The organism is Roseomonas sp. CECT 9278, assembly GCF_918698155.1.
GTDB lineage: Bacteria > Pseudomonadota > Alphaproteobacteria > Acetobacterales > Acetobacteraceae > Neoroseomonas.
In genome coordinates this window covers 1-11,949 of record NZ_CAKKLX010000080.1, presented here as the reverse complement: position 1 = coordinate 11,949, position 11,949 = coordinate 1, and the positions used below count along the sequence as shown (strand labels likewise).

Below are 11,949 nucleotides of genomic sequence, written 5' to 3'. Positions count from 1 at the left end.
GCCCGCCGCCACGCCTGAGCGGCCGGTCTCCCCCGCGCCGCCGCAGATCGCCGCGCTGCCGCTGCCGCCGCCCGCGCCGCCCCCGCCCCCGCCGGTCGAGGTGACGCCCGGGCGCGAGCCGCTCGACCTCACCAGCCGGCCGCCGATCCGGCTGGGCCAGCCGGCCGCGCCGCAGCGCGGGCTGGACATGCGGCCCGGCGCCAGCCTGCCGGGACCCGGGGATGTGGAGAACCTGCGGGTGCGCGGCGCCCAGGCGGGCCCGGACTGGCGCAACGCCTTCCGGCAATGGCTCGACCGCACGCTGCGCTACCCGCGCGATGCGGCGGAGCTTGGCGAACAGGGGCCGGTGACGGTGCGGATCACCACCGGCGCCGATGGGCGCGTGCGCAGCGTCGAGCTGCGCCAGGGCACGCGATCGATCTTCCTGAACCACTATTCGCAGGCGGTGTTCCGCGGCGCGACGCTGCCCGCCTTCCCGCCCGGCACGGCGGAGGAGGAGGTCACCATCGACCTGACGATCAACTACATCCTGCACCGCCGCTGACGCGGCCGGCGGTCAGGCGTGGCCGACCTCGCCGAAGGCCTCGCGGTTGGTGGTGCGCACCACGGCCGCGAACAGCCGCAGCGCGTCCGGCCCGCCGCGATCGAGCAGCGCGCCGTGCTCCATCTCCTTCGCGAGGATCTCGGCGTGGTCGGCAAGCGTTTCGGCGGCGCGGCGCAGCGCCTCTCGCGAGAGGACCAACTGCTGGTCCTCGGACAACAGATTCCATTCGGCAGGCCGCACGGGGTTTCCATCCGGGTCATCCGCCGTCCTGGCGCGGTTCGCGGCTCGGGGGGCCACGCGGCGCAGCATGCCGTGCCGCGGTTAACGCCCCGTCACTTGCCGCCGGGCGCTGTGGGCTTGTCCGCCGGCTTGGGCGCGGGCGGGCGCGGCGGCGTGGAGGGGCCGGAGATCACGTCGAAATCGTAGTCGGTGCGGTGCATGGCAAGGCTTCCTGTGGCTGTGTCGGCCGGGAGCCTCGTGCCTTGGTGGGAAGCGGGGTGTGATGTCCCCGAAACACGAAAGCCGCCAGCTCCTGGCTTGCGGCTTTTCGGGTGGAACGATGCAGACGCGTTTCCCTAGGCCGCCGGAATATACCAGCGGTACCAAAATCGAGAGGTCGGGATGCGGTCCTGCATCATGGGATGGATGCTAGGGCACGGCAGGCGCGCGATGCAAGGGGCGATCCCGATGCGGGCGGTGCAGCGCGGTAGTAGGCGACTTCGTGACCGGATGCGCTCGCGGCGATCCCGATGCGGGCGGTGCAGCGCGGGTCAAGCGATGGATGCCCGCGCACCGCGCAGCGCCGCAGCCGCACTGGCGGCAGGACGGGCAGCGCGCCGCCGCGCCGCGCCGCGGCGTTCGACGCGCCGCTTGCGCGCGCGGGGACCTTCGGTAGTTTCTGCCGCTTCCGTCATCGGAGCGACACAGATGGACCGCCGTATCCTCCTCGGCGCCGCCGCCGGCCTGCTGGCCGCGCCGGCCGCACTGCGCGCCCAGGCGCTGCCCAAGATCACCATCGGCATGTCCGGCTGGACCGGCTTCGCGCCGCTGACGCTGGCCGAGCAGGCCGGGCTGTTCCGCGCCAATGGCATCGAGGTGGAAACCCGCTTCGTGCCGCAGCGCGAGCGCAACCTGGCCCTGGTCGGTGGCGCGCTGAACTGCGTGGTGACCACGGTGGACACCATGATCCTGTGGGCGTCGGCCGCACCACTGGTGCAGGTGCTGGTGCTCGACCGCTCGCGCGGCGGCGATGGCATCGCGGTGCGCCCGGCGATCAATTCCTGGGCTGATCTGCGCGGCAAGACCATCGCGGTCGATGGCGCCGGCACCACGCCGTATTTCGTGCTGGCCTACATGATGCGCGAGAACGGCATGTCGATCCGCGACGTGACCGCCGCCACGCTGGCGCCGCAGCCCGCCGCGCAGGCCTTCGTGGCCGGGCAATTCGACGGCTGTTCGACCTACGAGCCGTACCTGTCGCAGGTGCGCGGCATGGGCGCGGACAAGGGAAAAATCCTCGCGACCACGCTGGACCACCCCTGCGTGGTCGATACGCTGGCCTTCCAGCCGGCCTTCATCCAGGCGAACCCCGAAGCGGTGCGCCGCGTGGTGAAATCCTGGTGGGATGCGCTGGCGATGATCCAGCGCGAACCCGATCGCTCCAACGAGATCATGGGCCGGCGCGTCAACCAGACCGCCGCGCAATTCGCCGCCAGCGCGCAGTACATCGAATGGCTCGACCAGGCGAAGAATCGCGACTATGTCGCGAACGGCCTGCCGCAGTTCATGCAGAAGGCGCACACCGTGCAGCGCGAGGCCGGCGTGATTCGCCAGGATGTGAACCTGGGCGCGCTGCTGAACACGTCATTCCTGGGGTGAGATGAAGCCGCTCGCGCCCATTTCGGCCGGCGCCCGGGTGGTCCTGGGCGCCGGGTTCTTCGTGCTGTTCGTGCTCGCCTGGGGGGCGGCGACGTGGTCGGGCTGGGTGCCGCCACTGTTCCTCGCGAGCCCGGAACGCACGCTGCGCGCGGGCTGGTCGCTGCTGACCGAATTCGGCTTCGCGGGCGACATCGCCATCACGATCTGGCGGGTGTTCGGCGGCTTCGCGATCGCCGCAGTTCTGGGCGTACCGCTCGGGCTGATGATGGGGGCGTTCAAGCCGGTCGAGGCCTTCTTCGAACCCTTCATCTCCTTCGCGCGCTACCTGCCCGCATCGGCCTTCATCCCGCTGCTGATCCTGTGGGCTGGCGTGGGGGAGGCGCAGAAGCTGTCCGTCATCTTCATCGGGTCGTTCTTCCAGGTGGTGATGATGGTGGCGGTGATCGCGGGGGCGACGCGCATGGACCTGGTGGAGGCGGCGTATACGCTGGGCGCGCGCGCGGGCGGCGTGGTGAAGCGCGTGATCATCCCCTCGGCCGCGCCACAGGTGATGGAGACGCTGCGGCTGGTGCTGGGCTGGGCCTGGACCTACGTGATCGTGGCGGAGCTGATCGGCGCCACGAGCGGCATCGGCCACATGATCATGGACAGCCAGCGTTTGCTCGACACTGGCCAGATGATCTTCGGCATCGTCGTGATCGGGGTGATCGGGCTGGTGACGGATTTTCTGTTCAAGGCCCTGAATCGGCGGTTGTTCCCCTGGGCGGTGCTGTGAGCGCCAAGACCCTGCGCATCGCCGGCGTGACGCGCACCTTCCCTGGCCAGGGGCGCGCCGCGCCCACGCTCGCGCTGCAACCCACCGACCTGGTCGTGCAGCCCGGCGAATTCGTCGCGATCCTCGGGCCCTCGGGCTGCGGGAAATCGACGCTGCTGCGGATCGTCGCGGGGCTCGACCAACCCACCGCGGGCAGCGTCACGCTGGATGGCGCGGCGGTGCGCGACCCCGGCCCCGACCGCGGCATGGTGTTCCAGTCCTACACGCTGTTCCCCTGGCTGACCGTCGCGCAGAACATCCGCTTCGGCCTGGCCGAACGCGGCGTGCCCGAGGCCGAGCAGCGCGCCATCGTGGAACGCTTCATCGCCCGCACCGGGCTGCGGGGCTTCGAGAACCACTGGCCGCGCCAGCTCTCCGGCGGCATGCAGCAACGTTGCGCGCTGGCCCGCGCGCTGGCCAACGACCCCGAGATCCTGCTGCTCGACGAACCCTTCGGCGCGCTCGATCACCAGACGCGCGAGCTGATGCAGGAATTGCTGCTGGAAATCTGGGAAGCGGACCGGAAGACCGTCCTGTTCGTCACCCACGACATCGACGAGGCGATCTTCCTGGCCAACCGCGTGGTGGTGATGTCCGCCCGGCCCGGCCGCATCAAGGCCGAGGTGCCGGTCGCGTTGCCCCATCCGCGCGACTGGACCATGAAGACCACGCCCGGTTTCGCCGCGCTGAAGGCCCGGCTGATGGGCGAGATCCGCGAGGAGGTCCGCAAGGCGGCCGCTGCCTGACGGGCTATTTGCGCCGGCGCGCCGCCTCGCCCACCGCGTGCCCCTGCTGCGCCATGGCCTCGATCCGCGCGGGCAGCGCCGCCAGGATCGCCGCGCGATAGCCCGGCACGCGCTTCCAAGCCTTGCGTTCCGGCTTGGTCATGCCGCAGCCGCGGCACCAGCCGCTGTCGTCGTCGTGGTCGTAGATCTTCACGCAGGGCCGGTCCATGGCGGCGGAGATGGGCGTTGCCCTTCGCCATGGGAAGCGCCATTCAATCGGGCATGGCGATTCCCCCCACCATCCCCCGCGCCGCGCTGGTCACCGGCGGCGCGAAGCGCCTGGGCCGCGCCATGGCGCTGGCGCTGGCCGAGGCCGGCTTCGATGTCGCGATCCACTACGCCAGCAGCGAGGCGGAGGCGGAGGCGACCGCCGACGAGATCGCCGCGCGCGGCCGTCGCGCGGTCACGCTGCGCGCCGACCTGGCGCGCGAGGGCGAGGTCGCTCGCCTGGTGCCGGATGCCACCGCCGCGCTCGGCCCGATCGGCGTGCTGGTGAACAACGCCTCGGCCTTCGAACGCGACGAATGGCACGACGCCACGCGCGACTCCTGGGACCGCCACGTTGAACCCAACCTGCGCGCGCCCTTCGTGCTGGCGCAGGGGTTCGCGACCGCGCTGCCGGCGGACCGGGAGGGCGTGGTGGTGAACATGCTCGACCAGCGGGTCTGGTCGCTGACCCCGCATTTCGTGTCCTACACCGTCTCGAAGGCGGGGCTTTGGGCGCTTACGCAGTCGCTCGCGCTGGCGCTGGCACCGCGCATCCGGGTGAACGGCATCGGCCCCGGCCCCGCCCTGCCCAGCCCGCGCCAGACAGCCGAGCAGTTCGCGCGGCAATGCGCCTCCGTGCCGCTGCGGCACGGCACCTCGCCCGAGGAAGTGGCGCGCGCCCTGCTGGCGATCCTGGCGCTGCCCTCGATGACGGGGCAAATGATCGCGCTCGATGGCGGGCAGCACATGCAATGGGCGCCGCACCATGCCGGAGTGCCCGAGGAATGATCCCGCGCGTCGCATCCATCACCCCGCGTTCCGCGCGGCAGCTGCCCGGCACGGGGCGACCCGCATGAGCTTCGCCCCCGACGCCGCGCGCGGATTGCGCCATGTGTTCGTGCGCGGCCTGACGGTGCAGGCGCTGCTGGGCGTGCATGCGCACGAACATGCACAGCCGCAGCGTGTGGTGATCGGCATCGACCTTGCGGTGAGCGACGAATCCGCGCCATCGCACGAGGGCGCGGACACGCTGTCGCGCGTGGTGGACTACGGCGTGGCGGCCGCGACGGCGCGCAGCATCGCGCAGCAGACGCATGTCCGCCTGGCCGAGACGCTGGCCGAACGGATCGCGATCGCGCTGCTGGACGATGCGCGCGTGCAACGCGTGCGGGTATCCGTGGAGAAGCCGGATGTGCTGCCGGATGTCACCACTGTCGGCGTTGTCGTTGAAAGGACGCGATTTTGAAACACGCGCCCCGCGCGTTTTGTCCACCGCGCCCGGGCCGCCCACTTGCCCCGGGTGGCGTCAAGCGCAAAATCCGACTTGACCTATTCCGGCCGCAGGAGCAGAGGAATTTTTACGTTCAAAATCAATGCTCTAATGAGATCGACGTCGAGCGCCCAAATCTGCGGCAAGTCGACGAAACCGCACTGTAACAAGGCCCGGGCGCCGATGCCCCGCAGTTCCCCCACAGACTTATCCACAGCATTGGTGGACAATCGACCGGCATGATCGGCCAGGACGCAGATCCGACGCCGACCGACGGCGTCACGGTGATCGAGGCCGCGCTGGCGACGCTGCCGCTCGCGCCCGGCGTGTATCGCATGCTCGATGCCAAGGGCGATGCGCTGTATGTCGGCAAGGCGCGGTCGCTGCGCAAGCGCGTCACGTCCTACACGCAGGTCTCGCGGCTGTCGGAACGCCTGCGGCGCATGGTGTTCGAGACGCGCAGCCTCGAGATCGTCACCACGGCCAGCGAGGCCGAGGCGCTGCTGCTCGAGGCGAACTTCATCAAGCGCCTGCGGCCGCGCTTCAACATCGTGCTGCGCGACGACAAATCCTATCCGTGGCTGATGCTGTCGGACGACCATCCCTATCCGCAGATCGCCAAGCATCGCGGCGAACGGCGCAAGGGCGCCACCTACTACGGGCCCTTCGCGTCCGTCTGGGCCGTGAACCAGACCATCACGGCGCTGCAGCGCGTGTTCCTGCTGCGGTCCTGCCGCGACACGGTGTTCGACCAGCGCACGCGGCCCTGCCTGCTGTTCCAGATCAAGCGCTGCTCCGCGCCTTGCGTCGAGCGCATCAGCCAGGAGGGCTATCGCGACCTGGTGCGCGAGGCGAAGGAGTTCCTGTCGGGCGGCACCCCCTCCATCCAGAAGCGCCTGGCGGCGGAGATGGAGACGGCCGCCGAGAAGCTGGAATTCGAACGCGCCGCCGCGCTGCGCGACCGCATCCGCGGCCTGACGCATGTGCAGGGCCATGACCGGGTGAACCTCGATGGCGTGGGCGATGCCGATGTGGTGGCGCTGCACCAGGCGGCGGGCCAGGCCTGCGTGCAGGTGTTCTTCTTCCGCGGCGGGCGCAACAACGGCAACCGGCCGTATTTCCTGTCGACCGCGAAGCAGGACCAGACGCCCGAGGAGGTGATGGGCACCTTCCTCGCGCAGCTCTATGACGACCTGCCGCCGCCGCCGCTCGTGCTGCTCTCCCACGACCCGGCCGAGGCGGCGCTGATCGCCGAGGCGCTGGCGCTCAAGGCCGGCCGGCGCGTCGAACTGCATCGCCCGCAACGCGGCGACAAGAAATCCGTGGTGGATCACGCCGCCACCAACGCGCGCGAGGCGCTGGAGCGCCGCCTGGCCGAAGGCACCGCGCAGGCGCAGCTGCTGGACGGCGTCGGCACCATGTTCGGCCTGCCCGGCGCGCCCGAGCGCATCGAGATCTACGACAACAGCCACATCCAGGGGGCCAACCCGTATGGCGTCATGGTGGTGGCGGGGCCGTCGGGGTTCATGAAGCAGGCCTATCGGAAGTTCTCGATCAAGACCGCGCAGGGCAATGACGACTTCGCCATGATGCGCGAGGTGTTCGAACGCCGCTTCGGCCGCGCCCTGCGCGAGGATCCGGCCCGCGAATCCGAATCCTGGCCCGACCTGGTGCTGATCGATGGCGGCGCCGGGCAGCTTTCCGCCGCGCAATCGGTGATGGCCGAGCTCGGCGTGGAGGACGTGCCGCTGGTCGCCGTCGCCAAGGGCCCGGACCGCGATGCCGGGCGCGAATGCTTCCACATGGCCGGGCGCGACCCGGTGCAGCTGCCACCGAGAGACCCGGTCCTGTACTACCTGCAGCGCCTGCGCGACGAGGCGCACCGCTTCGCCATCTCGGCCCATCGCGCCGGGCGGTCGAAGGCGCTGACGAAATCGGAGCTGGACGATATCCCGGGGGTGGGAACCGCCATCAAGCGGCGGCTGCTCAATCATTTCGGGTCGGCGCGCGGGGTGCGCCAGGCCGGGCTCGCGGATCTCGAGGCCTGCCCGGGCATCGGCCCGGCGGTGGCGCGGCGCATCCACGAGCATTTCCACCCCGGCGCGGCCAGCCCGTCACGGCCCGCCGACACGGTGGCCCCGCGCGAGCGGACGGGCTAGAGCAGGTGCAGGCCCGATCGACCCCCCGGGCCGGATCATGCCCGAGAGCCGCCCCCGCTCGCCCCGGCTCGCGGCACTGCCGCTACGATTCTGTTTTCGCGAGCACCCTACCCGAACGGATGATTTCATCCGGTCGGGATCTGCCGTAAGCAGGGCCCGCGACATGCCGACCGACCTGCCCAACCTGCTGACCGTCTCGCGCATCGCCGCCATCCCGGTGATGGTGGCCTTTGCCGCGATCGGCGCGCCCTGGGCCGACATGGCCGCCTGCGTCGTCTTCGCCGCCGCCGGCATCACCGACTATTTCGACGGCAAGATCGCGCGCGAGCGCGGCGTCACGTCGTCCTTCGGGCGGATGCTCGACCCGATCGCCGACAAGCTGCTGGTCGGCGCGGCGCTGATGGTGCTGGCCGGGCTCGACCGGCTGTCGCATCCGGCGCTGTATCCCGCCATCGTGATCATGCTGCGCGAAATCGCGGTCTCCGGCCTGCGCGAATACCTGGCGGAGCTGCGCGTCGGGCTGCCGGTGACGAAGCTCGCGAAATGGAAGACCGGCTTCCAGATGGGCGCGGTCGGCACCCTGCTGGCGGGCGACACCGGGGCGCACACGATCGGGCTCGGCTTCCTGCCGGTATCGCTGATCGGCGAGGTCGGCCTGTGGCTGGCCGCCGCCCTCACGCTCGCGACCGGCTGGGACTACCTGCAGGCCGGGCTCAACCACGCCGGACGGGCGGATGCGGCGGCAAACGCCGGCGCCGATCCCGGCGAGACGCCCGCGCGCCCTTGAGCGGCGCGCGCGGCAGGCTCATCTTGCAACCATGATGGCGGGGCGGACAGCGATGCGACGCGCAATGGCGGGCGGAACCCTCGGGCTGGCGATGGCACTGGCCGGGTGCGGGCCCGACTGGCAGCCATCCTGGAACGTCTCGAGCGCGCCGGCGGTGCAGGGCGACAGCCTGACGGTGCAGCGCGTGACCGGCGGCGACCCGCAATTCGTCACGCTGCGCAGCGAGAGCGCCGCGCAATTGCGCGCGACCGCGAGCGCGCTGATCTCCTCACGCCCCAGCTCGCCCGAAGCGGCGCTGAATGCGATCCCGAGCTATGCGCCGGTGGAGCGGCCGGGCATCGATGCGGCGGTCGCCCCGCCCGCGGACGGCGGCACGCGCTGCCGCGGCGATGGCTGCGTTCGCCCGGCGGCCGGCAGTTCCACCCCGCCATCGATCGTGGCGCCGATCGCGCCGCCGGAACGCGCGCGCGTCTCGGCGCCGCTGCCGCCCGTGGTCGCGCCGGCGCCGGCGCCCAGCGCCGCGCGCGTGGTCACCGTGCCGGGCCAACCGCCGGGCGTGGTGTCCGGCACCGGGCGCATCCAGACCTTCACGCAGCCGGGCAACCCGGCCGGCGGCGTGGCCATCCAGGATGGCGGCAATACCACGATCATCCAGCCCGGCGGCCGCGTCACCACCGTGCCGACGCCGCGGTAGCAGCGATGCGCGTGCTGTATTTTGCCTGGGTGCGACAGAAGGTCGGCATCGCGGAGGAGGAGCTGGCGCCGCCGGCCGAGGTGCGCGACGTGGCCGGCCTGGTGGCCTGGCTCGCCGCCCGCACGCCCGGGCACGCAGCCGCCTTCGCCGACCCCCGGCAGGTGCGCGCCGCGGTGAACCAGGATTTCGCCGCCCCCGACCATCCGGTCGCGGCGAATGACGAGGTCGCCTTCTTCCCGCCGGTCACCGGCGGCTGAGGCCGATCGTGAGACGCCAGCACCGGCCCGCGCGCCCAGCCCGCCATTCGCCGGCCATCGCAACACGCCTGGCGACGCGTGGCGACCTGCGGGACGGCGCCTGACATGCCCCGGATCCTGATCCAGGACGCCCCCTTCGACATCGCCGCCGAGACCGCGGCGCTGACCGCGGGGCGCACCGATGTCGGCGGCGTCGGGTCGTTCCTCGGTGTCTGCCGCGCCGATGACGGGCTCGAGGCGCTGGTGCTGGAACATTATCCCGGCATGACCGAACGCGCGATCGCGCGCATCGCCGAGCAGGCCGAGGCGCGCTGGCCGCTGACCGGCTGCACCGTGATCCACCGCGTCGGGCGGATCCTGCCCGGCGAGGGCATCGTGCTGGTGCTGACCGCCTCGGCCCATCGTGCGGCGGCACTCGAAGCCTGCGCCTTCCTGATCGACTGGCTGAAGACCCGCGCGCCGTTCTGGAAGCGCGAGGAATTCGCCGCGGGGTCACACCGCTGGGTCGCCGCGCGCGCCGAGGATGATGAAGCGACGGCGCGCTGGGAGCATGACCCGACCGCGCGCGCTTCGCATGACACGACGGCGCGGTCGTCGCATGACGCCGCCGCGCCCCGGGCGAAGGCGTGACGCCCGCGCTGAGCCTGGCGGAGGTGGTCATCCCCTGCCGCGACGTGACGCGCCAGCGCGCCTTCTACGAGCGCATCCTGGAACGCCCGCCGGTCGAGGCGCGCGGCGGGCTGGTGCGCTTCGACCTCGGCGCGCTGTTCCTGGTGCTGCGCGCGCGCGGCGACGCGCTGTTCCCGCGCGAGGGCACGCCCGGCGTCATGCTGCGCTTCCACCTGCCCTCGCGTGACGAAGTCGAACGCTGGCACCGCCGGCTCCTGATGTCGCATGTCGCGGTGCTCGAAGCCCCCGGCCCGCGCCCTTGCGGCGGGGTCGAGATGCATGTCGCCGACCCCGAGGGCAACGTGCTGGCGCTGGCGGCATCGGGGTGACCGCGGCGCGGCGCTGGGCCGCCATCCTGGGCGGCGCGCTGCTGCTGGCCTGGCCGGCGCTGGTCAACGGCTACCCGCTGGTGTTCAGCGACACCGGCGGCTTCCTGCACCAGACGCTCGGCCCGCTGATGCTGTGGGACAAGCCCTGGGTGCATGGGCCGGTGCTGCACCTGTTCCATTGGCGGGTCAGCCTGTGGCTGCCGCTCGCGGCACAGGCGGTGGTGGTGTCGCACCTGGTGTGGCTGGCGCAGCGCGTGCTGCGCGGGGCCGCGACACCCGGCGCGCACCTGGCCGCCTGCGCGGTGGCGGCGGCGCTGACCACGGCGCCCTTCACCGTGGCGCTGCTGATGCCCGATGTCTTCGCCGCGCCGGTGGTGCTGGCGCTGGCGCTGCTGGGCTTCGCGTGGCGGTGGCTGTCGCGGGCCGAGGTCGCCTGGCTGGTCGTGCTGGCCACCGTCGGCGTCGCGGCGCACCTCGCACACCTGCCGCTGGCGCTGGCGATGGTGGGGGTGGCGCTGCTGGGCGCGCAGTGGCGCGGCGCGGCCTTCGCGGCGGCGGCGGTCGGCGCCGCGGTGGCGCTGCTGCTGGCGACCAACCTGGTGGGGCACGGGCGCGCGGTGCTCTCGCCGCATGGCGCGACTTTCCTGCTGGCGCGGCTGCAGGCCGATGGGCCGGCCGCGCAGGTGATCCGGGCGCGCTGCCCGGATGCCGGCTGGTATCTGTGCGCCTTCGCCGACCGCCTGCCGATGGAGGCCAATGACTTCCTGTGGGATGCCGCGAGCCCGGTGAACCGCGCGCCCGATGGCACGCCGCGCTTCCTGGGGGGCGCCATGCTGTCGGCCGAGGCCGGGCAGATCGTGAACGAGACGCTGCGCGCACAGCCTGTCGCCGTGGCGCGCGCGATCCTGCACAATACGGTCATGCAACTCGTGACCGCCGGCATCGGCGACACGCTGGGGCCGGAGAACCTCGCCGCCGCGCTGCGCCCGCGCATCGCGGAGGGCTTTCCGCCCCGCGAACTGGCCGCCTACGACGCCGGGCTTCAGGCGCGCGGGGAATTGCGCGCCGCGATGCTGTGGGTCGCGCCGCTGCATGCCGTGGCGCTGCTGGCCGCCTTGCCATTGCTGGCGCTGGCCGGCTGGCGCGCGGTGCGGGCGCGCGACCCGGTCCGCATCGGGCTGCTGGCGGCGATCCTGGTCGGCGTGATCGGCAATGCGGCGGCGACGGGCGGGCTCTCGGGCGTGTTCCCGCGCTACCAGGCGCGCATCGCGTGGCTGCTGCCGGTGGGCGCGCTGCTGCTGATGCTGCCACGCCGGGTGGTGGTGGCGCCGCTGCGGGACGCCCGCCCATGATCAACGACGCCGGGCCGCCGGCCCCCGGCGCCACGCCACGGCGCACCGCGGCGGCCGATACCGGCCTGCCGCGGAGCCTGGCGGACGTGTCGCGCCAGGATGCCCTGGCCGCCGAGGCCGCCCGCCATGCGGCGGAGGCGCGCGCGCGCGCGGCCGCGGCGCAGGCCCCGGCGGTACCTGACACCGGCACAGGCGCCCCGGCCG

At 72.2% G+C, this 11,949-nt stretch carries 16 protein-coding genes; 14 read left to right on the top strand and 2 right to left on the bottom strand.

What is annotated here, in order from left to right; translation table 11 throughout:
• The coding region (locus tag LQ222_RS25240) for a TonB family protein (protein ID WP_230169640.1) at window positions 1-544 on the top strand (544 nt) is incomplete at its 5' end.
• A 12-nt stretch (window positions 545-556) separates the two neighbouring features.
• Here LQ222_RS25240 and LQ222_RS25235 read toward each other — a convergent pair.
• Complete coding sequence (locus tag LQ222_RS25235) at window positions 557-784, bottom strand: hypothetical protein (protein WP_198371986.1); 228 nt, start codon at window positions 782-784, stop codon at window positions 557-559.
• Window positions 785-1,471: 687 nt separating this feature from the next.
• Here LQ222_RS25235 and LQ222_RS25230 point away from each other — a divergent pair.
• From LQ222_RS25230 to LQ222_RS25220, 3 genes are read left to right on the top strand one after another with little or no spacing between them, the layout of a single operon-like run.
• Window positions 1,472-2,422: an ABC transporter substrate-binding protein gene (locus tag LQ222_RS25230; RefSeq protein ID WP_230169639.1), complete on the top strand. Its 951-nt coding sequence runs from the start codon at window positions 1,472-1,474 to the stop codon at window positions 2,420-2,422.
• Between the two features lies 1 nt (window position 2,423).
• Window positions 2,424-3,197, top strand: coding sequence for an ABC transporter permease (locus tag LQ222_RS25225; RefSeq protein ID WP_230169638.1), 774 nt, complete (start codon window positions 2,424-2,426; stop codon window positions 3,195-3,197).
• Window positions 3,194-3,982: an ABC transporter ATP-binding protein gene (locus LQ222_RS25220; RefSeq protein ID WP_230169637.1), complete on the top strand. Its 789-nt coding sequence runs from the start codon at window positions 3,194-3,196 to the stop codon at window positions 3,980-3,982. Before LQ222_RS25225 ends, LQ222_RS25220 begins: the two co-directional genes overlap by 4 nt.
• Window positions 3,983-3,986: 4 nt before the next feature.
• On the opposite strand, the gene LQ222_RS25215 is transcribed toward LQ222_RS25220, so the two are convergent.
• Window positions 3,987-4,175, bottom strand: a complete 189-nt coding sequence (locus tag LQ222_RS25215; RefSeq protein WP_230169636.1) for a DUF1289 domain-containing protein — start codon at window positions 4,173-4,175, stop codon at window positions 3,987-3,989.
• A gap of 68 nt (window positions 4,176-4,243) precedes the next feature.
• Between LQ222_RS25215 and LQ222_RS25210 the strand changes: the two genes are divergently transcribed.
• From LQ222_RS25210 to LQ222_RS25165, 10 genes are all read left to right on the top strand, one after another.
• The gene (locus LQ222_RS25210; RefSeq protein ID WP_230169635.1) at window positions 4,244-5,017 is read left to right on the top strand and encodes an SDR family oxidoreductase; all 774 of its coding nucleotides are present in this window, start codon (window positions 4,244-4,246) and stop codon (window positions 5,015-5,017) included.
• Window positions 5,018-5,081: 64 nt separating this feature from the next.
• Window positions 5,082-5,474: a dihydroneopterin aldolase gene (locus LQ222_RS25205; RefSeq protein ID WP_230169634.1), complete on the top strand. Its 393-nt coding sequence runs from the start codon at window positions 5,082-5,084 to the stop codon at window positions 5,472-5,474.
• Window positions 5,475-5,737: 263 nt separating this feature from the next.
• Window positions 5,738-7,657, top strand: a complete 1,920-nt coding sequence (uvrC, locus tag LQ222_RS25200) for an excinuclease ABC subunit UvrC (RefSeq protein WP_230169633.1) — start codon at window positions 5,738-5,740, stop codon at window positions 7,655-7,657.
• Between the two features lie 163 nt (window positions 7,658-7,820).
• On the top strand, window positions 7,821-8,444 hold the full coding sequence (gene pgsA, locus LQ222_RS25195; RefSeq protein ID WP_230169632.1) for a CDP-diacylglycerol--glycerol-3-phosphate 3-phosphatidyltransferase: 624 nt from the start codon (window positions 7,821-7,823) through the stop codon (window positions 8,442-8,444).
• A gap of 64 nt (window positions 8,445-8,508) precedes the next feature.
• On the top strand, window positions 8,509-9,138 hold the full coding sequence (locus tag LQ222_RS25190; RefSeq protein ID WP_230169631.1) for a hypothetical protein: 630 nt from the start codon (window positions 8,509-8,511) through the stop codon (window positions 9,136-9,138).
• A gap of 5 nt (window positions 9,139-9,143) precedes the next feature.
• Window positions 9,144-9,395: a molybdopterin converting factor subunit 1 gene (gene moaD, locus LQ222_RS25185; protein WP_230169630.1), complete on the top strand. Its 252-nt coding sequence runs from the start codon at window positions 9,144-9,146 to the stop codon at window positions 9,393-9,395.
• Window positions 9,396-9,500: 105 nt separating this feature from the next.
• Complete coding sequence (locus tag LQ222_RS25180; protein ID WP_230169629.1) at window positions 9,501-10,025, top strand: molybdenum cofactor biosynthesis protein MoaE; 525 nt, start codon at window positions 9,501-9,503, stop codon at window positions 10,023-10,025.
• Complete coding sequence (locus LQ222_RS25175; protein ID WP_230169628.1) at window positions 10,022-10,393, top strand: VOC family protein; 372 nt, start codon at window positions 10,022-10,024, stop codon at window positions 10,391-10,393. The genes LQ222_RS25180 and LQ222_RS25175 overlap by 4 nt, the downstream gene beginning before the upstream one ends.
• Complete coding sequence (locus LQ222_RS25170) at window positions 10,390-11,745, top strand: hypothetical protein (RefSeq protein ID WP_230169627.1); 1,356 nt, start codon at window positions 10,390-10,392, stop codon at window positions 11,743-11,745. The genes LQ222_RS25175 and LQ222_RS25170 overlap by 4 nt, the downstream gene beginning before the upstream one ends.
• Window positions 11,742-11,949, top strand: a 208-nt coding sequence (locus LQ222_RS25165; RefSeq protein ID WP_230169626.1) for a hypothetical protein, incomplete at its 3' end; no start/stop codon positions are given. The genes LQ222_RS25170 and LQ222_RS25165, both read left to right, overlap by 4 nt.